Origin of the sequence: Coraliomargarita parva (genome assembly GCF_027257905.1) — a bacterium.
Taxonomy (GTDB): domain Bacteria; phylum Verrucomicrobiota; class Verrucomicrobiia; order Opitutales; family Coraliomargaritaceae; genus Coraliomargarita_A; species Coraliomargarita_A parva.
On record NZ_JAPZEI010000003.1, the window covers coordinates 416704 to 438268 of the forward strand.

The 21565-nt window shown below is 56.6% G+C and carries 16 protein-coding genes and 1 tRNA gene; 14 read left to right on the top strand and 3 right to left on the bottom strand.

The features are described from left to right. Positions 1–33: 33 nt before the first annotated feature. The 6 genes from xerD to sufU all read left to right on the top strand — a co-directional run bounded on the left by xerD (position 34) and on the right by sufU (position 5700). Positions 34–942, top strand: coding sequence for a site-specific tyrosine recombinase XerD (gene xerD, locus O2597_RS06120; protein ID WP_269523378.1), 909 nt, complete (start codon positions 34–36; stop codon positions 940–942). 128 nt (positions 943–1070) lie between these two features. Next, on the top strand, positions 1071–2381 hold the full coding sequence (locus tag O2597_RS06125) for a glycosyltransferase family 4 protein (protein WP_269523379.1): 1311 nt from the start codon (positions 1071–1073) through the stop codon (positions 2379–2381). Beyond that, positions 2362–4098, top strand: a complete 1737-nt coding sequence (locus tag O2597_RS06130) for an alpha-amylase family glycosyl hydrolase (RefSeq protein ID WP_269523380.1) — start codon at positions 2362–2364, stop codon at positions 4096–4098. Before O2597_RS06125 ends, O2597_RS06130 begins: the two co-directional genes overlap by 20 nt. Positions 4099–4380: 282 nt before the next feature. Continuing rightward, the gene (locus tag O2597_RS06135) at positions 4381–4881 is read left to right on the top strand and encodes a cell wall hydrolase (protein WP_269523381.1); all 501 of its coding nucleotides are present in this window, start codon (positions 4381–4383) and stop codon (positions 4879–4881) included. Between the two features lie 126 nt (positions 4882–5007). Then, a tRNA-Leu gene (locus O2597_RS06140) sits at positions 5008–5089 on the top strand. A gap of 161 nt (positions 5090–5250) precedes the next feature. After that, positions 5251–5700 (top strand): Fe-S cluster assembly sulfur transfer protein SufU, encoded by a 450-nt coding sequence (gene sufU, locus O2597_RS06145; protein WP_269523382.1) that lies wholly within the window; start codon positions 5251–5253, stop codon positions 5698–5700. Between the two features lie 6 nt (positions 5701–5706). On the opposite strand, the gene O2597_RS06150 is transcribed toward sufU, so the two are convergent. Continuing rightward, positions 5707–6603 (bottom strand): amidohydrolase family protein, encoded by an 897-nt coding sequence (locus tag O2597_RS06150; RefSeq protein ID WP_269523383.1) that lies wholly within the window; start codon positions 6601–6603, stop codon positions 5707–5709. 147 nt (positions 6604–6750) lie between these two features. On the opposite strand from O2597_RS06150, the gene O2597_RS06155 reads away from it, so the two are divergent. Continuing rightward, the gene (locus tag O2597_RS06155) at positions 6751–7572 is read left to right on the top strand and encodes an Fpg/Nei family DNA glycosylase (RefSeq protein WP_269523384.1); all 822 of its coding nucleotides are present in this window, start codon (positions 6751–6753) and stop codon (positions 7570–7572) included. Positions 7573–7622: 50 nt separating this feature from the next. Beyond that, complete coding sequence (locus tag O2597_RS06160) at positions 7623–8048, top strand: GFA family protein (protein WP_269523385.1); 426 nt, start codon at positions 7623–7625, stop codon at positions 8046–8048. A 99-nt stretch (positions 8049–8147) separates the two neighbouring features. On the opposite strand, the gene hisF is transcribed toward O2597_RS06160, so the two are convergent. Both hisF and O2597_RS06170 read right to left on the bottom strand, forming a co-directional pair. Then, entirely contained in the window at positions 8148–8909 is a 762-nt protein-coding gene (gene hisF / locus O2597_RS06165; protein WP_269523386.1) for an imidazole glycerol phosphate synthase subunit HisF, read from the bottom strand. A gap of 75 nt (positions 8910–8984) precedes the next feature. After that, positions 8985–10760, bottom strand: a complete 1776-nt coding sequence (locus O2597_RS06170; protein ID WP_269523387.1) for a hypothetical protein — start codon at positions 10758–10760, stop codon at positions 8985–8987. A gap of 201 nt (positions 10761–10961) precedes the next feature. Between O2597_RS06170 and acs the strand changes: the two genes are divergently transcribed. From acs to O2597_RS06200, 6 genes are all read left to right on the top strand, one after another. After that, positions 10962–12932, top strand: a complete 1971-nt coding sequence (acs, locus tag O2597_RS06175; protein WP_269523388.1) for an acetate--CoA ligase — start codon at positions 10962–10964, stop codon at positions 12930–12932. Between the two features lie 136 nt (positions 12933–13068). After that, positions 13069–13935: a branched-chain-amino-acid transaminase gene (ilvE, locus tag O2597_RS06180; protein ID WP_269523389.1), complete on the top strand. Its 867-nt coding sequence runs from the start codon at positions 13069–13071 to the stop codon at positions 13933–13935. A 173-nt stretch (positions 13936–14108) separates the two neighbouring features. Continuing rightward, positions 14109–14624 carry a UvrB/UvrC motif-containing protein gene (locus O2597_RS06185; protein ID WP_269523390.1) on the top strand — a complete coding sequence of 172 codons (516 nt, stop codon included), beginning with the start codon at positions 14109–14111 and terminating at the stop codon, positions 14622–14624. Beyond that, on the top strand, positions 14621–15709 hold the full coding sequence (locus O2597_RS06190; RefSeq protein ID WP_269523391.1) for a protein arginine kinase: 1089 nt from the start codon (positions 14621–14623) through the stop codon (positions 15707–15709). Before O2597_RS06185 ends, O2597_RS06190 begins: the two co-directional genes overlap by 4 nt. A 15-nt stretch (positions 15710–15724) precedes the next feature. Continuing rightward, positions 15725–18220 carry an ATP-dependent Clp protease ATP-binding subunit gene (locus O2597_RS06195; protein WP_345783000.1) on the top strand — a complete coding sequence of 832 codons (2496 nt, stop codon included), beginning with the start codon at positions 15725–15727 and terminating at the stop codon, positions 18218–18220. A gap of 163 nt (positions 18221–18383) precedes the next feature. Further along, positions 18384–21395 carry a DEAD/DEAH box helicase gene (locus O2597_RS06200; protein WP_269523393.1) on the top strand — a complete coding sequence of 1004 codons (3012 nt, stop codon included), beginning with the start codon at positions 18384–18386 and terminating at the stop codon, positions 21393–21395. The last annotated feature ends 170 nt before the right edge of the window (positions 21396–21565 follow it).

The window sequence follows — 21565 nt, forward strand, 5'->3', positions numbered from 1 at the left end:
TTGTGGTGCATGCCCGCCGATCCGCTTGAAAATATGCCTGCCAGTCTCGTCGAAGATGTAGAGGGATTTCTGGTCTGGCTTGAGCTGGAGCGTGGGCTTTCGGAGAATACTTTAAAGTCCTACACGCAGGATCTCGTGCAATTTGCGGACTTTGTCAAAGCCAGCGGCATCGAAGATTGGGGCGCGGTAAACAGCGAAACGGTCAGTGCCTGGACCTCGCAACTGAGTCGCGAGCAGTATGCACGTACCAGTCAGGCCCGCAAGTTGTCGGCGGTACGCATGTTTGCCCGGCATCTGGTACGCGAGAATCGTCGCAAGGATGATTTCAGCGAGTTGAGCACGTCGCCGAAGCTGAACCGCAAATTGCCTGACGTCCTCACCCGTGAAGAAGTCGAGCGCCTGTTGCAGGCACCGCAGACCAGTACCCCACACGGGCTGAGGGATCGCGCGATTCTCGAATTGTTTTACAGCAGCGGTTTACGGGTGTCCGAGTTGTGCGGTCTCCTGCTTCAGAATGTCAATTTGGACGACGGATATGTCCGTGTCTTCGGTAAAGGCTCGAAGGAGCGGATTGCCCCCATTGGCAACCCCGCGACCCATGCGATCCGAGACTACCTGAGTGCCGGACGTCCACATTTTATCCAGTCGAAAACCGGCAGTGAGCTGTTCCTGAGCCAGCGGGGTTCTGCGATCTCCCGCAAAATGGTCTGGGTGATGATCAAGGCGTATGCCCGCAAGGTGGGCATCCAGAAACCAATCAAGCCGCACTTGCTGCGCCATTCGTTCGCGACGCATTTGCTAGAAGGCGGCGCGGACCTGCGTGCCATCCAGGAGATGCTGGGGCATGCGGATATCGCAACCACACAGATTTACACGGCAGTGCAATCCGCCCGGTTGGCCGATGAACACGCACTCTATCATCCGCGAGCCAAGCGGCCCTGAATCCGGCGGAGTACAACGATGTCAAAATAGGGGAATTCCCTGCCAATTTGGCACAATCATGGCTTGCTCCGGCTTGAACTGTTTTTAAGTTCTTTACCCAAGGACTTAAGCCTTAGCCAGATTACTCAATGTCGAAAAATATCGGTTTTGTTTCTACCCGTTTTGCCGGTTCGGATGGAGTCTCTTTAGAAAGTTCCAAATGGGCCGAAGTACTCTGGGACGACAAGCATGTCAGTTACTGGTACAGCGGTCGGAATGACCGCGACCCGGGGTGCAGCTACTGTGTGCCGGAGGCCTATTTCGGGCATCCGGAGAACGAATGGATCAACGAGCGAATCTGGGGGCACACGCGACGTGATCCCAAGGTAACGTCCCGAATCCGAGAGCTGGCTGACTACTTAAAGCAGACGCTTTACGACTTTGTCGATTACCACCAGATCGACATCCTCATTCCCCAAAATGTCCTGGCGATTCCCATGCACGTGCCGCTCGGTATCGCCGTCACAGAGTTTCTCGCCGAGACGCAGATGCCGGCGATCGCGCACCAGCATGATTTCTATTGGGAGCGCACGCGATTTTCCGTGGGCGCGATCAAGGACTATCTGGACATGGCGTTTCCGCCAAGCCTGCCGCATTTGCACCATGTCGGCATCAACCAGGCCGCGATTGAACAGTTGGCCTTGAGAAAAGGTGTGACCGCCTCACTCATGCCCAATGTCTTTGACTTCGATAACCCGCCTCCCGCGACCCACGATCCCTATACGGCCGATATCCGCAAAGAGATCGGGATCAGCGAGGATGACGTGCTAATCCTGCAACCCACCCGCATCGTACCTCGGAAGGGGATCGAGCATGCCATCAAGCTGGTCGGCATGCTGGGCGACAACCGCTACAAGCTGGTGATCTCGCACGATGCCGGCGACGAAGGGCACGACTACAAGCATCGGCTTCAGGAGATGGCGGAGCAGGAAGGGGTGGACCTCCGTTTCTTTTCCGCGCGGATCGGCGAAGTGCGACAGGTGGACCACGAAGGAAACAAAATCTACACCTTGTGGGACATCTACAAGCACGCGGATTTGATGACCTATCCGAGCACCTACGAAGGTTTCGGCAATGCCTTGCTGGAGGCCATCTATTTCCGTGTTCCGGTGGTGATCAACCGCTACTCGATCTACGTCCAGGATATCGAGCCCAAGGGCTTCAAGTTATTGGAGATGGACGGGTTTATCACCCCGCAGCTGGTCGAACAGGTGCGGCGCGTGATCGAGGACAAGAAATACCGCGAGTCGATCGTCGACCACAACTACAAGGTCGCCCGCAAATACTATAGTTACACGGTGCTGCGCCGTGTTTTACGTTACCATATTGCCGCCCTGACGGGGGATGCGCCGAGCCTGAATACCCGCAAGAAGAACAATTATGATCAAGTCAGTATCTAGAGAACAACTACGCATCGTACGTCGCCGTCTCAGCGCGCTGTATGGCGGACGTGCGGACAAGTTGCTGGAGCGCTTTTTCATGATGATCGGGCGTTACGGGGTGGGGGCGATTGAATCCCTGACCGACAACGGGAAGTGGGACGAGCGTGACAGCGTGCTCATCACCTATGCGGACACGGTCCGTGACCCCGAGCGCGGCAGTCCGCTGAACGCACTGACCCAGTTTTCGAACAAGAACCTGAAGGGAGCGATCCGTACGATCCATTTGCTACCGTTTTACCCCTGGTCGTCGGACGACGGATTCTCGGTGATCGACTACCGGAAGGTGGCCGAGGAGAACGGGACATGGTCTGATGTCGAGAAGCTGGGCAAAGAGTTCGACCTGATGTTCGACCTGGTGCTCAACCACTGCTCTGCGAAGAGCAGCTGGTTCAAGGACTTCGTCGCTGGGATCGAACCGGCACGCCACTACTTTCTGGATATGGATCCGGATCTGGACTATTCGGATGTCGTGCGTCCACGAACCTCCCCGCTGTTGACCACCACCCGGACGCGTGACGGAGATGCCCATGTCTGGACCACATTCTCGGCAGACCAGGTGGACTTGAACTGGCAGAACCCTGACGTGCTGTTCGAGTTCATCGACATACTTTTCCTCTACATCTCGATGGGCATGCGGATTGTCCGCTTTGATGCGGTTGCCTTTTGTTGGAAGCAACTGGGGACGAATTGTATCCATCTTCCGGAGACGCATGAAATCGTGAAGCTCTTTCACGATATCATAGACATCGTGGCTCCCCGCACCATCCTGCTGACCGAAACCAACGTGCCACACGAGGAGAATGTGAGCTACTTTGGCTACGGTGACGAGGCTCACATGGTCTACCAATTCAGTCTGCCGCCATTACTTCTCCACGGTCTGGCTACCGGAAATGCCAGTTATCTGACAAGGTGGGCGAGCGAGTTGGCACCGCCGCCGGAAGGCTGCACCTTCTTTAACTTTACCGCCAGCCACGACGGCGTCGGGGTCCGTCCCGTCGAAGGACTGCTTCCTGAGAAGGAGAAGATGAAGCTGATCAAGCACGTTGAGCAATCGGGCGGTAAGATCAACTGGCGTACGATGCCCGACGGGAGCAAGCAGCCCTATGAATTGAATGTCACTTACTTCTCGGCATTGGCCAATACCGGGGATCCGGAGTTGGGTGTCGCCCGATTCCTTTGCTCCCAAGCCTTGATGCTCTCGCTTCGCGGCATTCCCGGAATCTACTTCCACAGCCTGGTCGGTACCGAAAACGATCTGGAAGGAGTCGAGTCGAGCGGAATCAACCGTCGCATCAACCGGCACAAGTATGACATGACCGAGTTGAAAGCGCATCTGTCAGAGCCCAAGGCGAAGCGGGTCTTTGATACTTACCTGAAGATGCTGCGCCGTCGAGCCGGCCATCCGGCCTTCCATCCGGATGCGGAACAGCACGTTTTCGACATTGATCCGGAGCTGTTTGTGCACAGCCGCATCTCTCTCAACCGGGACGAGGTCGTCTTCTGCATCTATAATTTCAGCGACCAAGCAAAGGCGATTACCAATCCGGCGGACACCGAATTGCTGAAAAAGACCAAGAGCTTCTACGACATCCTTTCCGGAAAAACGCATGGTTCCGGCAAAAAAGGCATCAAGCTGGCCCCTTATCAGGCGCTGTGGTTGGTGCCCCGAAGCTGATTTTCGCGCGTTGAATTGAATTGAGCGGTCGATCCCGCTCCTGAACTTGTGAAATATAGCTGTAACCTGGATTTTCGCTGAGCTCAGGTCTTTTGTTTTATAAGTCATTAATTATAAGCTTTATTGGGTGTTGCCTGGGGGGTTCTTCCTAGGGCGGGGTATGCCTTTTACGTATTTTGTGGCGATGGTTGGCTTATTTCGGCTTGCTTTTTTTGTGGGGAGTCCCATCTTCCGCGGTCCTTTTTCAAATTCGACCCTCTAACGTTCTCAACCCGAAGTACCATGCCAGCAACCCAGACACACGGACTGACGCGTTTGCTCAAAGGACTCGCTTGTGCAGCCGGTATTTTTGTAGCCGGACCTCAAGTGGTACATGCGGAAGTGACGGATTATGAGCGTCAAATCATTGCCTCCGTCCTAGTGTTGGAGGCGGCAAATCAGGGGGAGATCGGGATGCGAGCAGTTTTGCACGTTATCGACAACCGTGCCTCGGGGAATCCGGAACGAGCGATCGGCCAAGTGGCCCGCCGCAAAGCCTTTTCCTGTCTGAACGGGATCACTTCCCAACGAAATCCGGACTACGGTCCTGCGATTGGACGCGCGATGCAGGATCGTACCTGGACGCTGGCCCGTAAATTGGTCGATGACTATGTTGCCGGACGCCTGGGACCGGATCTTACCGGGGGTGCGACCCATTACTGCATCCATCCGCCAGCCAGCTGGCAGGCTCAGATGGAATTCAAGGTTAAGATCGGCCAGCACTCGTTCTACCGCGAGGGCTAGTTGCCGAACGGTTATATTGGGGAGGGGCGATGCCCTGAGAATTTGTGCGTGTAACAAGCGGAGCTTTTTTCAGGCGCGCGCTTGACATGAAGGTCCAATCCGGACGTAACATATGCGCTTTCTACTGCTCGGGTGGTGAAATTGGCAGACACGCCAGATTTAGGTTCTGGTGCCGTAAGGCGTGAGGGTTCAAGTCCCTCCCCGAGTAGAGGGAAGTTGTTGTTTATCAAGGGCTTTTAACTTTTGGGTGCCGGCGATGACAACATGTGGCCCAATGTTGTGTTTTGGGCTTGTTTGAAGCGTTGATATGGGCGGACATCTTATGGTCTTTGCATTTGCTTCATGCTAGGCAGGTTCTAGTTTGCGAGCATGAGTGACGGCGATCTGCACGACCTGTATCAGGAGATCATTCTCGACCACAACAAGCGGCCGAGGCATTACGGCGTACTCAGCGGTTACACGCATACGGCGGAAGGCTACAACCCGCTTTGTGGCGACAAGGTGAATGTGTACCTGAAACTGGTGGATGGACAGGTCGAAGCCGTGCAATTCGAGGCCGCCGCCTGTGCGATTTGTAAGGCTTCTGCGTCCATGATGACGGAGACGCTGTCTGGAAAGTCACTGGAAGAAGCCGAGCGCCTGACCGGGCGTGTCACGGAGATCCTGACGACCGAGACCGGCACGGATTTGTCTGTGGATGGGGAAGTGGCGGCGTTGGCCGGGGTGCGGAAGTTTCCGGCCCGAGTCAAATGTGCCAGCTTGCCCTGGCATACTTACGAAGCCGCGCTGAAGGGGGAAGCCCGGGCGGTGACTGAATAGGCCCCGTCAGTTCGCAGTCAGGACTGCCCTGATATTCCCGGAGAGTATCTTTTCGAGTTCAGGCTCACTGAGGCCGCAGTCTTCTCGTATACTCTTGATGAAGCGCTTGAAATCCGGTCCAGCTTTGCTGCGCGGGTAAATCCTCAAGGGGTAGTCGGAGCCGTAGAGGATCTTATCTGCGCCGACCATGTTGACCATATGGCGGAAGATTGCCGGCTCATAGAGCAAGGGGCTGGCGGAGGTGTCGTAGTAGACGTTCCGAAGGTCCGGTTTGAGCCGCGGGTTCTGCTCGAAGAACGGGAGACCGCCGCCCCAGTGGGCCAGGATCAGTTTCAGGTCTGGTGACCGCCGAGCCATGCGCAGGAAATCGTCGAGAGGGGTGGGGGTGGCATCGGGCAGGTCGTGTCCGACGGCTTCGGTGGCGTGCAGGTTTACGGGCCAATTCCGGGCGGCGCACCATTCCGCCAAGGCTTGCCAAGCCGGATGTGTTGAATCGAATTGTTGCACGCCCGGATGCAATTCACCCACGCCCTTGAAGCCGAGCGCGTGTGCGGCTTCCAGTTGTTCGAGCGTATTTTCGTTGGGCAGAATGGACGCAAACGCGATGAAGCGGTCCGGGGCTTCGGTGAGCCAGTCCGCCATGACTGAATTGTGCCAGAGGCAGGACGCTTCCTTTTCCCAGTACCAACCCAGCAGAACGGCTTGCTCGACTTCGGCCTCGTCCATCGCGCGGAGCATTTCTCCCGGGCTTGCCCAGCCCTGGATGGACTTGCGCTCCTTGGGAGCGACCATGGCCGCCCAGTGCAATTCGCCGCGGGCTTCCGCCCATGTGCGGGGATCCCCAGCTACTTCCATTGGATAGCAGTGGGTATGGCAATCGATGATGGGGAGTGGTGCGGACATTTGTTTGTATGCGTTATAGTCACAAAAAAAGGCGAAGGACACAAAAACTTTTCACCATGATCGTTGCTTCATAACGCTGAACCCCTTGACCGTTGAATCCCGGAATGCGTCCGAAGATTGACGTCAGGGAATGGCCATTCACGGTTCATGCTGTTCATGCCAGAGCTAGCCGAAGTTGAATACTACCGAAGACAGTGGACCGTTCCCGACAACTGTCGCGTGGAGCGGGTCGCCCTGCATGCGGCCAAGCGCCTGTTCCGTGATGTGGATACGGATCGACTCTGTTCGGGTCTGGTCGGGCAGACGATGACGCTTTCCGCCACGCACGGGAAACAGATGTATTTCCGGTTTGGAGACCAATATTGGATTGGGGTCCATTTGGGAATGACCGGCAAGCTGCGGATGGAGGGGGCAGGCTTTCTCCCGGGGAAACATGATCACCTTGTGCTTTATTGTGAGGGCGGGCACACTCTGGTTTTCAGTGATCCACGGATGTTTGGCCGGGTGCGTTTTGCCGTTGGCAATTCGGAGCCGGACTGGATTGCCGGACTCCCTCCGGAAGTGCTGTCGGAGGGATTTACCTACGAGCGCATGTCGGAGTTTCTCGAGCGTCGCGGGAAGGCCCCGATTAAAGCGGTCCTACTGATGCAGGAAATGTTTCCCGGCATCGGCAACTGGATGGCGGACGAGATTCTCTGGCGTGCCCGAATCGCGCCGGGGACGCGTGCCGGGCAAATCGGCTCCCGGTATCGCAGGGAGCTTTACGCGCGCATCAAGGAAGTGTGTGAAGATGCGATGGCAGTCATCGCCCCGGACTGGGCGACACCTCCGGATCGCTGGCTATTCAATCACCGATGGCAGGATGGGGGCACCTGTCCACAAACCGGTGCCCTGCTGGTGCGCGAGGAGATCGGCGGGCGCACCACCTGCTGGTCACCAAAGTGGCAACGGTATCGGGGGCGTGGCTGAAATCTGGCGAGCTCTCCGAGTTAGGTCCGATAGGTGCTTGGGCTGCCCCTATGAAAACAATACAAGGTTCTTGTCTTTGTGGCGGGGTGGTGTTTCAGGTGGCGAAGGCCCCGCTCAGCTACCTGTATTGTCACTGCCGCTCATGCCGTAAAACGACCGGCTCGGTGCATGCGGCTAATATTGCTTTCGCAAAAGATGCCCTTGAATGGGTGCAGGGTGAGGATCTGGTTCAACGTTATGTGGATCAAACCGAAAATCCCGGCTACTCCAGATGGTTCTGCAAGAACTGCGGCTCTTTTGTGCCGTGCCTGACCCGCAAACAGGATTTTTGGGTGGTTCCGAGTGGCTTGTTGGATGAGGACCCTGGCATCCGTCCGAGCGCACAGATTTTCTGGGAGGAGCATGTTCCCTGGGGGGCCGCGGTCGAGTCGCTGCCCAAACATGATGGCGGTGGGCCCTACCGGAAGAATGTCTAGAGGGATTGGGTGCTAGACGCTTTCCGGAAAAGAGTCCTAGAGTAGAGGATCTTTCGAAGAAGTCGGCTGTCGCGCCTTCTCTACAATGAAGGCTTCCGCTTAGAGTCTGACTGGCAGCCCCCGGGCTTTGAGGTGCTCCTTCGCTTCGCGGATCGAGTAGGTTCCAAAGTGGAAAATGGAGGCCGCGAGCACGGCGCTGGCGTGTCCTTGGTCGAGCGCGTCCGCCAAGTGGTCGAGTGTGCCGGCCCCTCCGGATGCGATAACCGGGACTTCAACGGCATCGCTGATGGCACGAGTCAGCCCGATATCGTAGCCAGCCTTGGTTCCGTCGGCATCCATACTGGTGAGCAGGATTTCGCCGGCACCCAAGGAGACGACCTTGCGCGCCCATTCGATCGCATCCAGCCCGGTGGCACGGCGTCCACCATGGGTATAGACTTCCCAGCGGTCCTCATTGCCGACCCGCTTGGCATCGATGGCCACTACGATACACTGGTTGCCGAACTTGGAGGAAGACTTGAGGATGAGATCCGGGTCCACGACTGCTGCGGTGTTGAGGCTGACCTTATCGGCCCCCGCGTTGAGCATGTCGCGGATATTGTCGACGTTGCGCAGGCCACCGCCCACAGTCAGCGGCATGAAGCACTCGGAGGCGGTGCGTTCGACAACGTCGTGCATAATGGCACGTTCGTCGGACGACGCGGTAATATCGAGAAAGACGAGTTCGTCGGCGCCTTGCTTTTCGTAGGCCTTGGCCTGCTCGACCGGATCGCCGGCATCGATCAGGTTGACGAAATTGACACCCTTGACGACACGGCCTCCGTGGACGTCTAGGCAGGGAATAATCCGGACGGATAACATCTTGAGAGTTGCCAGTTGATTGTTGTCAGTTGAAAGCGATGCTGAACAACGAACTAGCAGCAACGGTCGACGCGATTACTCATCCGCGAACACGATGTCCGGCTCGAAGGACAGCGCGAGGCGGTATTGCATGCCCGGACGCATGATCAGCGGGTGGTCACGCTCCAGGATTTGCAGGTAGTGCATGTTCCCGTAGTAGGTACGGTACTTCGGGTCTTCCGTGACGGTTTCGAGCTCTTTCCACTCGGCTTGGAAATCGTCCTTCACCACGTTGGTGCGGTGGCCTTCTTCACCGAGGGTGAAGGCGGTACCCACGCGGTAGCGGCTGTGCGGAGTGGCGATGGCCAAGATATAACGCATGCGGTCCAGCTGGGTCTGCTGCTTTACACTGAAGCAGAACTCGCAGTTGATCGTGCCGCCCTTGAAGGACCAAGTTACCTTGCAGGAACCCAGACCGTTGACAAACTCTTCATCCGTGGTGATCAGCTCCGGTTGGTCGTAGCTGAAGACAAGAGAGTTGCGCAGGCCCATCTTGGTGGTGCAATTCTTGCCGTAGAAGGAGGGGACGATGACCTTGTCGCCGAAGGTCAGTTCCGGCATCATGATCGGCACATAGGTGTCGACCGGCCAGTCGAAGATCCCCGGCGCGTGCGGGAAGGCGAGGTAATCGGTTGTGTTCTTGCCTTGTGCGCTGGAAGCGATGAGCGGCAACTGGAAGGCCAGGCCGGAGTCCGGATCCTGATAGACGAAGAGGCCTTGTTCCTTCTTGTGGGTCTTGTCGAAATTGATGTAGCGGGCGACCTTGCGGGCCGCGACCGGATTGGCCGGTGCGCTGGTGCCTCCGATGGACTTGGCAAGCCGGGCCCACTGGCAGAGGTAGCGGGCGGCGTCGAAGTTGGCCATCCGTGTGGTGTGGTACGGCACGGTGTTGCGCTCTTCGTCACGGATCACGAGATAGCCGTGTTCCTGGTCAAGGTAGGTGACGAAGAAATTCATGAAGAGTCGACGCACCGTATCGATATAGAGGTCGCGCTCGGACTCACCGATCCAGCCGTCACGGAGGGCTTGCAGGGTGAGGCTGATGCAGTGCATCTGGCCGTATGCGCCAAGGGAGCGGCCATAGGCCCAGCCCACGCCGTCCTGACGGGCGATGTCCGGGATCAGCTTCAGGTACTTGCCGGCATACGTGCGAAGGCTGGGAAGCTTGCGGTCACGCAGGTTGATATTGGCGTGCAGCTGCAGGGCCTGGCGGATGAAGACGAAACTCATGACACCATAGATGTCGTAGGCGCCGTTCAGCTTGCCTTCGGGATTGCCGGAGTCGTCGAAATAGCCACCGGCGGAGTTCGAATCGATGCGTTCGAGGAAGCGTTCGATCAGACGGCCGGTTTCATCCTTCTTCGAAAGGCCGAGACTGTATCGAGTGACTGCCTTGGCGATGTTGAAGCTTTGAAAGTGGTTCTGGTAGTCGCTGCGTTCGAGCAGGCGCTTGTCCAGTTGTTCGCGGGTCGGTTCCAGCAGGCGTTCCCAGACGGCGTTGCGGTCCTTGGCCGGGCCGAAGGAGAGGAGGCCGAGTGCCGCGTAGGCCAAACCATTCTCAAATTCCTCTTCGGTAAATGCCTGTGCGGTGACGGCGCGGGCGGCGAGGTCTACCAAGTCGTGGCCGTTGAGTGAGGTCTCGTTCGTCGCGCGGTAGTATTCGCCGATCGCCAAGGCTGCGTGGCCCGGTTCGTCCGGGCGGCTAGCTTCGGTGGCGACAGGGGAAATAGTTCCCTGTTCACTAATTGAATCGAGATTATGACCCAGAATCGATTGGGCCATATCGAGGCACTGATCTGCAAAATTATCCATTCTCTGAGAGCGTCTTTGGCACGCGAAGAATTGGCTTTGATGGTTTTGGACCGATGCCTTGTCAACAGCAATTGATCCGCACAGTGACGAAAGGAAATGACATCTTTCGATTGACCTTGCCGGTATGGCGAGTTGCTTAGGAGTGCAATAAGTCGAACTTAAGGCTGTTATTAATGAGCCGTATCGTTAACCTATTCCCCTATGTCTACCATAAGTCCCTCTTTAATGGAGTCTGTTTCGCACGAAAACCGTAAATTTGCCCCGCCTGCTGTCTTCAGCAGTGCTGCACGAGTCAATGGGATGGAGGCCTACCGGGCCCTCTATGAGCGGAGCATCGCGGACCCTGAGGCCTTTTGGGCGGAAGCCGCGTCCGAATTGCATTGGTTCCAGCCCTGGGAGTGTGTGCTCGACAGTTCCGAAGCGCCCTTTTTCAAGTGGTTCCGGGGGAGCCGGACCAACCTGTCCTACAACTGTCTGGACCGGCATATCGAAGAAGGCCGTGGCGACAAAGTCGCGATCCACTGGGAAGGTGAGCCAGGCGACACGCTAGACCTGAGCTACTCCGATTTGCACCGGGAAGTGTGTCGCTGTGCCAATGTCTTGAAGAAACTCGGGGTAAAGAAGGGCGACCGCATCGCCATCTATCTGCCGATGATTCCCGAACTGGCGATTTCCGTACTGGCCTGTGCGCGCATCGGTGCGGTGCATTCCGTGATCTTCGCGGGATTCTCGGCCGATTCGATCCGTGACCGGGTGCTGGATAGTGAAGCCCGCATGGTCATCACCGGGGATGGCGGCTACCGGCGGGGGAAGATGCTTGAGCTTAAGAAGATCGTGGATGAAGGCGTGGCGAGCTGTGATTGCATTAGCGATGTCCTTGTCGTACGCCGCGGCGAATCGCATCCTGTGGACTGCCCCATGCAGGAAGGGCGCGACCACTGGTACCATGAACTGATCGGCCAAGTGGATGATATCTGCCCGGCTGAGGAGATGGATGCGGAAGACTTGCTCTTCCTGCTCTATACCAGTGGCACGACGGGTAAGCCCAAGGGGATCATGCATACCACCGCGGGCTACCAGGTATTCAGCTACCTGACCTCCAAATATGTTTTCGATCTGCAGCCGGATGATGTTTACTGGTGCACCGCCGATGTCGGTTGGATTACCGGCCACACCTATATTGTGTACGGAATCCTTCAGAATGGCGTCACGCAGGTGATGTATGAGGGGGCGCCGAATCATCCCGACGAAGGGCGCTTTTGGGACATCATCGAAAAGCACAAGGTTACTATCTTTTACACCGCGCCCACCGCGATCCGCGCCTTCATGAAGTGGGGCGATCAATGGGTGGAGAAGCACGACCTCTCGACCCTTCGGCTGCTTGGCACCGTGGGCGAGCCGATCAACCCCGAGGCTTGGATGTGGTACCACAAGAAGATCGGTTCGGAAAAATGTCCGATCGTGGATACCTGGTGGCAAACGGAGACGGGAGGGCACATGTTAACGCCGATGCCGGGAGCTACGCCAACCAAGCCCGGCTGTGCAACGCTTCCGTTCTTCGGGATTGAGCCGGTCATCCTGACCGAAGAGGGGGACGAAGTCGACGCAGGGATTCTGGCGATCAAGAAGCCTTGGCCCGGCATGCTGCGCGGCATCTATGGTGATCCGCAGCGCTTCAAAGACACTTATTGGTGCAAGTGGGGCGGCAAATATTATTTCCCCGGTGACGGTGCCCGGCGCGACGAAGACGGCTACATCTGGATTCTCGGACGCGTGGATGACGTGGTCAACGTGTCCGGCCACCGGATCGGAACGGCTGAGTTGGAGAGTGTGTTTGTCGAGCACAAGGACGTGGCCGAGTCTGCAGTGATCGGCATTCCGCACGAAATCAAGGGGCAAGGGCTTGTCGCCTTTGTCACCGTGATCGACGGTTGCGCGCAGGATGAGCATTTGCGCAAGGAACTCGTAGCCATGATCGACAAGGGGATCGGCAAATTCGCACGGCCCGAACGTATTGTCTTTTCCTCGGACCTGCCCAAGACACGATCCGGCAAGATCATGCGCCGCCTACTGCGTGATATTGCGGAAGGGCGTGAGTTGGGCAATACCACGACTCTGGCCGATCCTTCGGTGGTGGAGCATTTGCAGTCGCAGTTCCAAGACGAAACCTGAGCCACGCGGTTTCAGGCACATCTCGGCGTCAGCCATGCCTACAAGCGGATGAAAATACGATCCGGATAGGAATACTGGATCCAGATGCAGTTGCGGACTAGACAAACGCGTCTGCCACCGCATGATGGGCATTTTTATGAAGATCTATCTGAACGATAAGTTGGTTGACCGTGAAGACGCTAAAGTCTCGGTCTTTGATCATGGTCTTTTGTATGGTGACGGTATCTTCGAGGGGATCCGTCTCTATGACGGCTGTGTCTTCAAGCTGGATGAGCACTTGGAGCGCCTGGAGTACTCCGCCAAGGCGATCATGCTGCAAATGCCCTGGAGCCGCGAGGAAATCGCGGAGGCGGTCTGTGAAACCTGCCGGGCCAACGGCCTGAAGGACGGTTATATCCGTCTGGTTGTGACACGTGGGGTCGGCAGCCTGGGCTTGTCGATCAAGAACTGTGACAAGCCGCAGTTGATCATCATTGCGGATACCATCCAACTGTATCCGAAGGAATTCTACGAAAACGGTCTCAAGATCATTACGGTTCCGACTCGCCGTTCCAATCCGGCCGCCCTGCCACCCACGGTCAAGTCGCTCAATTACCTGAACAACATTCTGGCCAAGATCGAAGCCCAGCACCTGGGCTACCATGAAGCCATCATGTTGAACGATCAGGGCTACATCGCCGAATGTACGGGTGATAATGTCTTTGTCGTCCACAAGGGCGAGTTGATCACGCCAGCTGCGAGCGCGGGCGCCTTGCGCGGGATCACCCGCGACACGGCACTTGAAATCGCCGAGGAGCTCGGCATCCCCTGGCGTGAGGCCAACTTGACCCGCTACGACATCTGGGTGGCTGACGAGCTGTTCCTCACGGGCACGGCGGCTGAGATCGTTCCGATCGTAGAGGTCGACGCGCGCCCGATCGGCAACGGCAAGCCCGGGCCCATCACAGGCCGTTTCCTCGAGGTCTTCCGCCGTATCGTCTCCAAGCAGGGAACGATGCTTTGAGTTTGTTGTCGCTAGGACCAGGCGGGGGCACCGCCTGGTATGCAAGCGAAGCAAGTTTGGCATGTAATTTGCCGGCGTGTTATTCGATTGTTAAATTATGGGAAACTGCCTGAGTGGGGGTGCGGAGTGCATTTTCACTTTGCGATTTTTCCGGCGAACCTTAGATTATAACTATGGCTGAGAATTTGAAGTGTAGCATCTGTAACAAGGAAGCTACGGTGCATTTGACACAGATTGTGAATAACAAGATCCACAAGATCGATCTGTGTGAGTCCTGTGCGCAGAAAAAGGGGGTGACGGACCCCGAAGGCTTTTCTCTGGCGGACCTGCTCAGTAAATCGGATTTTACCCCGACTCGTGAAGTGTCGGAAACCGGTATCGCATGTCCCAACTGCGGGCATGACCTTGCGGACTTTAGACGTACGGGCCGCTTAGGCTGTGCCGTTTGTTATCAACACTTTGCGGATCATGTGCGTCCGGTGCTGGAAGATATGCACTTTGGCACGACCCACAAAGGCAAGGTTCCCAAATTCGCCTTGCAGCGACTGAAAGGCAAAGCGCGCTTGGAAGAGCTGCAGGCCGCCCTGGAGCGTGCCGTCGCAGAGGAGGCGTATGAAGAAGCGGCCAAATTCCGCGATCAGATCCGGCAAATTGAAGCCGATCAGAACGTCGAAGTATTCCAAGCATGATCGAAAATCTCATTAAATGCGAGCGCGCGGAGTTGACCCAGAATACGAAAAAGGCGGCTCCCGTCGTGCTCAGTACACGTTTGCGTCTGGCCCGCAATCTTCAGGGGCCTCCGTTTCCTGAGCGTGCCACTAAGTCGCAGCGGCGAGACATTCTGTCCAAGGTTGAGCCAATCCTTGCCAGTCTGCCATTGCTGCACAAGGGGGTATATTACAATATTGATGAACTTTCCGACTTGGAAAAACAGGTTTTGGTCGAGCGCCACCTGATCAGCCGGGAGTTGAGCGAATCGGAAAGCGGATCTGCCGTTTATATCAATCAGGATCAGAGCTGTTCGGTGATGATCAACGAGGAGGACCACCTGCGTATCCAATGTTTACGCAGCGGCTTCAATCTCAAGACGGTCTGGAAGCAAATTGATCACTTCGATAACGATTTGGAGCATTTTCTGGACGTGGCCTTTTCCGAGGAACTGGGCTACCTGACGGCTTGTCCCACGAATCTGGGTACGGGGCTGCGCGCATCGGTCATGATGCACCTTCCGGGGCTGGTGATTGCGGAGCACATGGAGAAAGTGATCCGTGCGGTCAATCAGCTGGGGATCACGGTCCGCGGCCTGTTTGGCGAAGGTTCGGATGCGACGGGGCACATTTTCCAGATTTCCAACCAGCAGACCCTGGGCGAACCCGAAGATGCGATATTAGAGCGTCTTGGTAATGTACTGAAGACGGTGATCGACCATGAATTAAACGCCCGTTACAAGTTCCTGGAAGAGCATCGCGCGAAGATATTGGACAAAATCGGCCGGGCCTACGGGGTACTGCTAAACGCCCATGTGCTTAGTTCCAACGAGGCGATGAACTTACTCTCGCTCGTGCGCTTGGGAGTGGACTTCGGGATGTTGCCGGAAGAAAGCCGTTCGGAGGTGGATCGCCTATTTATCGAGTGTCAACCGGGGCACATTCAATTTGCCGCAAAATCAGGCATCGAGCCCGAAGCACGTGATATTACGCGCGCAAACAAACTTAGGGAAGAATTTGGCAAGCTTCCCGCTCTTACTTTTGACAAGATCGACGATCTCGGCTAATTAAACCTATAGCTTATGGAACCCATGAATAACTTCACCCCCCGCGCCCAGCAAGTGCTGGCGCTTGCCCGCAAAGAGGCGGATCGTTTTCATCACAACTATGTGGGTACGGAGCACCTCCTGCTTGGCCTGATCAATCTGGGCCAGGGGGTGGCGGTTAACGTATTGCAAAAAATGGGTCTGGACCTGCAGACGGTACGATCCGCAGTGGAAAAGCAGGTGGGCACAGGTCCGGAAGCCAAGCCCTCCGGCAATATTCCCTATACGCCCCGGGTGAAGAAAGTGCTGGCGCTGGCCGGGAAGGAGGCAAAGGCATTGAACCACTCCTACGTCGGCACGGAGCACATTCTCCTCGGTCTTCTACGCGAAGGTGAGGGGGTCGCCGCCCGAGTGCTGAAGTCGCTGGATGTGGACATCGAACGCTGCCGTAACGAGATCCTTGCCGAGCTGGACCCGAATTTCTCTGCCGAGCCCGAAGAAGCGGCCGCCGGCAATCCGGCTGCACAGGCCGAAGACAAGCGTGACAGCAAGACGCCGGCATTGAAGGCCTTCGGGCGTGACCTGACCGAATTGGCCAAGAAGGGCGAATTGGACCCGGTGATCGGGCGTCAGCATGAAATCCGCCGTGTGGTCCAAATCCTTTGCCGCCGGACGAAGAACAATCCGGTGCTGATCGGTGAAGCCGGTGTCGGCAAGACGGCCATTGTCGAAGGCCTCGCTCAGGAGATTGCTTCCGGGGTGGTCCCTGAAATTCTGGCGGACAAGCGAGTGATCACACTGGATCTCGCCCTCATGGTGGCGGGTACCAAGTACCGCGGTCAGTTTGAGGAACGGATCAAGGCGGTGATGGATGAAATACGCCGCGCCAAGAACATCATCATCTTCATTGATGAATTGCACACCATCGTCGGGGCCGGTGCGGCCGAAGGGGCGATGGATGCGTCCAACATTTTCAAGCCGGCCCTGAGCCGCGGCGAGCTGCAGTGCATTGGGGCGACCACACTGGCCGAGTACCGCAAGTACATTGAGAAGGACAGCGCCTTGGATCGCCGCTTCCAATCGGTCAAAGTGGATGCTCCCTCGATCGAGGATACGATTCTGATCCTCAAGGGCATTCGCGGCAAGTATGAGGACCACCACAAGGTGCAATTCACCGATGCCGCTCTCGAGTCCGCTGCAAAGCTTTCCGAGCGCTACATCACGTCCCGCTTCCTGCCTGACAAAGCCATCGATATCCTGGACGAGTCCGGTGCCCGCGCCCGGATTGAATCGCTCAAGCGTCCTCCTGAAATCGAGGAGATGAACGGCACGATCGAAGAAGTCTGCTCGCAGAAGGAAGAGGCGATCAGCAAGCAACATTTCGAAGAAGCAGCCAAATTCCGTGACGAGGAAAAGCAGCTGCGTCAGAAGCAGGCCGACATCATCGAGCAATGGAAGCAGAGCCGTGAGGAGACGACCATTGTGGTGGATGAAGAAGAAATGCTTCAAGTCGTCTCGGACTGGACCGGCATCCCGCTGTCCCGCATGGAACAAAAGGAAAGCAAGAAGCTGCTGAAGCTCGAAACTGAACTTCAAGGCGAGGTGATCGGGCAGAACATGGCAACCGAAGTGATTGCAAAGGCACTTCGCCGCTCCCGTGCCGACCTCAAGGATCCCAAGCGTCCGATTGGCTCCTTCATGTTCCTTGGACCGACAGGCGTGGGGAAGACTCTTCTCGCCAAGGTGCTGGCCGAGCAAATGTTCGGCGACAAGGACGCGATCATCCAGATCGACATGTCCGAATACATGGAGAAGTTTGCGGTTTCACGCCTGGTGGGTTCGCCTCCCGGCTACGTTGGTTATGAAGAAGGCGGTCAATTGACCGAGGCGGTACGCCGCAAGCCTTACTCCGTGGTGCTTTTCGACGAGATTGAAAAGGCGCACCCGGATGTGGTGCAGCTGCTTCTCCAGGTACTTGAAGAAGGCCGTTTGACGGACAGCCTGGGGCGCAAGGTCGACTTCCGTAATACGATTCTGATCATGACCTCGAACGTCGGTGCTGAAATCCTGCAGCGCAATACGTCGATGGGCTTCGGAATCGAGAACACCGCCGAGAACGAGTACGAAAAGATCCGCGAGAAGATTCTCGACGAGACCAAGCGTGTCTTTAAGCCGGAGTTCCTGAACCGTTTGAACGATCTTGTGATCTTCAAGTCACTTGGGCGTGAAGACATGCAGGCCATCGTCGAGCTGGAGCTTCGCAATGTGTCGAACCGCCTGAAGGAACGTGAGTTGACCTTCGACTTTAGTGACCAAGCCAAGGCATTCCTGATCGAAAAGGGGTACGACGAGAAATACGGAGCTCGTCCGCTGCGCCGTGCAATCGAAAAGTACGTCGAGGATTCCCTGGCTGAAGCCATCCTCAACGGAGAGATCAAGCATGGTGAGTTGATCCATGTGGGTGTGAATGAGAGCGGCGACCAGCTCAGTTTTGAGCAGGATCAGCCGGTATCCGGAGCCACCGGATCCTGATTGATTGGCGAATCTATTATTTCAAAAGCCGCTCTTTGGAGCGGCTTTTTTGTGCCGATCTACCGCTGCAGATTATTGAATTTAGACGACAACTTGGAAGTTTGAGGGAGTCGGCCTTGACTCCCTTGATTGATGCTTCTTTTTGCTAGCCTTGCCTTCAGACATGACGCCCTCAAATAAGCCAGCACCGACATTTGACCGTAGCTTCCTGATCGAACTGGGAGGCGGTCTTGTCTACCAGCAGGCCGAAAAGCTATTTGAAGCCCATGCGGTGCAATCGTCGGAATGGAAAAGCCCCTTGTTGGTCGGACGGGTTAAGGGCCTGCGTGACAGCTACCAACCCCAGTTGAATCTTCGTTCGACCGTATTTGCCGAGTGTCGCTGCAATTGTCCGGTCGGTCGTAAGAACAAAGTTTGTGCGCATGCGATCGCCGTAGCCTTGCATTATGAAGCCGTGCAGCGGGATTTGAGACGTGAGGCCACGGTACGGGCGGTCGAAGCGTCGCACGAAAACACTGCGGAGGAGGCACCAGCGCAAAGCGCTCCAAGGTTGAAGAGCATCAAGCTCGATCCGAATGGTGAGCCATTGCGAATGCTTGTCTTTCTACCTCCCAACCTGGAAGCCGCGGTGGAGCGAGATGCCATCGTGGTCAAGCTGGATGTCGCGGTCGGCCGCGAGATCATGCCCTTGAACAAGTTGAAGGCGGGAAGAGCCTATGCCCCGGGCGAAGGTCAGGAGCGTGCGATGGGCTACGTCGAGCAATGGTGTGGGGGCAAGCTTGCAGGACTGTTGCAATTGACGAATAGCCGACTCAATCAGCTGCTGGGGTGCCTTGAGGGTGAGCCCGTGGTTTACTGGGTGAAGAAGCCGTCCGAGCCCATCGCATGGAAGGCCGGCAAGCTGGAGGGCGTGCATTCGCTTCTGAAGCTAAGTGAGGATGAACCGGCTGAGCCAGCAGCCGAGGTGCCGGTCGCGAAGGTCGACGAAGATCCGGTCAACAAGCCTCGCCTGCGACAAGGCATCAGCCTTCGGGAGCCTTCAAGCACCAACCGCCGCAGAGAGGTGGAAGCGGGCGCTTTCGCTAGTTGGAAGACCAAAGGAGGTGATTTTCCGGTCGCGGGTGCCAAGGCCCAGTCCGATATGAGCGAATATCCCTCGAACCGAGTTATTATCGACGGATCGATGCACTTTATCGCGGTACGCCTTCCCACCAATGATGACGGCCTTCAACCGCTCCGGCGCATACTGAAAAACGAGGGTTTCATGCTTGAGCCATCCAACCGGAAGTGGTGGTTGCGGGACCGGCATAAGGCCTTGAATTTTCTCGCCGGCTATTGGCGCACGCTCAAGGAGGATTGGCGGGCGCTGTTCACGGATAATTTCGAGACTAAGATGAAGGGGATCCGTTTTTCGGAGCTCGACGTCAGGGCCAAAGAGGAGGGAGGGACTTTCAAGCTCGAAATCAATCTCACCCACGGAGGCGAGGAATCCGGCATGCGACGGGCGATCGCGACTGGTAAAAACTATCTCGAGGATGAGGCGGGGCAAGTCATCCTGCTGGACCGTTCTTCCGTGGATCGTTTGCACCAGATCGAAAAAGCGGTGAGCGGGCAGGCCGACCGGCCATTCACTCCGACCTTCAGTCGACAGTTGAACACTGCCGAACTGGTGGACGCAGAGGAATTGATCGACGAACTGGTGGAAGGATGGCAACCACCGGAAGCATGGCAGTCCCGCAGCCGCGCACTCAAGGAAGTCGGAGCGCTTGAACAGGCACCGGTGCGCCCCATTTTCAATGCGATTCTTCGCAGTTACCAGCGCATTGGCGTGGCCTGGTTGTGGCACCTGTACCGACACGATCTCGGCGGGATCCTGGCTGATGAAATGGGCTTGGGAAAGACGCTTCAGGCGTTGGCCTTGGTCGAGTGTATCCGGGATGCAGATACGGAAGGGTATCCGGCGCTGGTAGTCTGTCCCGCCAGTCTGGTTGAGAATTGGATGCGTGAGGCGAAGCGTTTTGTGCCGCATCTCAAGCTCTGCAAGCACCATGGCGCCGGGCGCGCGAAAGAACCGGTTGTCCTTGAGGCATACGACTTGATCGTCACATCGTACGGCACCTTGCGCCAGGACGCCGGGCTGTTGTCGACGATGGACTGGTGTGTCGTGATCGGGGATGAGGCCCAACATATCAAGAACCGTCGGAGCCAGAATGCCCGCACCTTGACTAGCCTGCACAGTAAGGGGCGTTTTCTGCTCACAGGTACTCCGGTTGAAAACTCGTTGGACGACCTGCTTTCGCTCTTCGCCTTTCTGATGCCGGGATACCTTCAAAAGGCTCCCCCGCAACTGTCGCAGGAGGATCGTATCTGGCACAGCAAGCGCCAGACGACACGTGCGGCCGCTTATATTCTCCGCCGGACGAAAAAGGAGGTGGCGCCAGAGCTGCCGGATAAGATCGAGAAGACATTCTTCTGCGAATTGGGCGCGCGGCAGACCCGTTTTTACCAGGACACGCTGGAGAAGACCCGCCGCGAAATCTTCAACTTGGAAATGGCGGGTGCGGATTCCGGACGGGTGCGCTTTGCGGCCTTTACCGAACTGCTCCGCCTGAGACAGGCCTGCGTGGATCCGCGTATCCTGGATGAGCAGTTTGATGACAGTGAATGCGCCAAGCTCGCTGCATTCGACGAGATCGTGGACGAGTGCCTGGACAACGGTAGTCGTCTCCTTGTCTTTTCTTCCTTTGTAACCGCGCTGAAATTACTATCAGATCACCTCACGCGAAAACGGCTTAAATTCAGCTACCTGGACGGCCATACCAAAAACCGTCTCGCGGTCTGCGACCAATTCAACGAGGATGAATCCATCCCGGTCTTTCTTATTTCCTTAAAAGCCGGAGGTACCGGTTTGAATCTGACCGGGGCGGATACGGTGCTGCACTATGATCCCTGGTGGAATCCTGCGGCTGAAGCGCAAGCGACCGACCGGGCTCACCGGATCGGGCAGACGAAGGTGGTGACCAGCATCAAACTGATCGCCGCGAATACGATCGAAGAGAAGGTGCTCGAGTTGCAGGCGCGTAAAGCCGAGTTGCTGAACGAGTTGTTTGAGGAGAGTGCCGCCGCTAATGCGAAGGTAAGTTTGGAAGACCTCAAATCACTGCTGGATGACTGAGCTTGCAGTGAGAATGGGGCCCTCACGTCACATCCGTGATCTCCTTCGGCTTTCTACGTGCTTCAAATCCGTCGAGTCTGTCATCTAGACGGTATGCCTTAAGCACGAATACGGACACGGTAAAATCGTAGATTCCCTAGGACCGTTAGGGGGAATTTAAAAATTTCTAA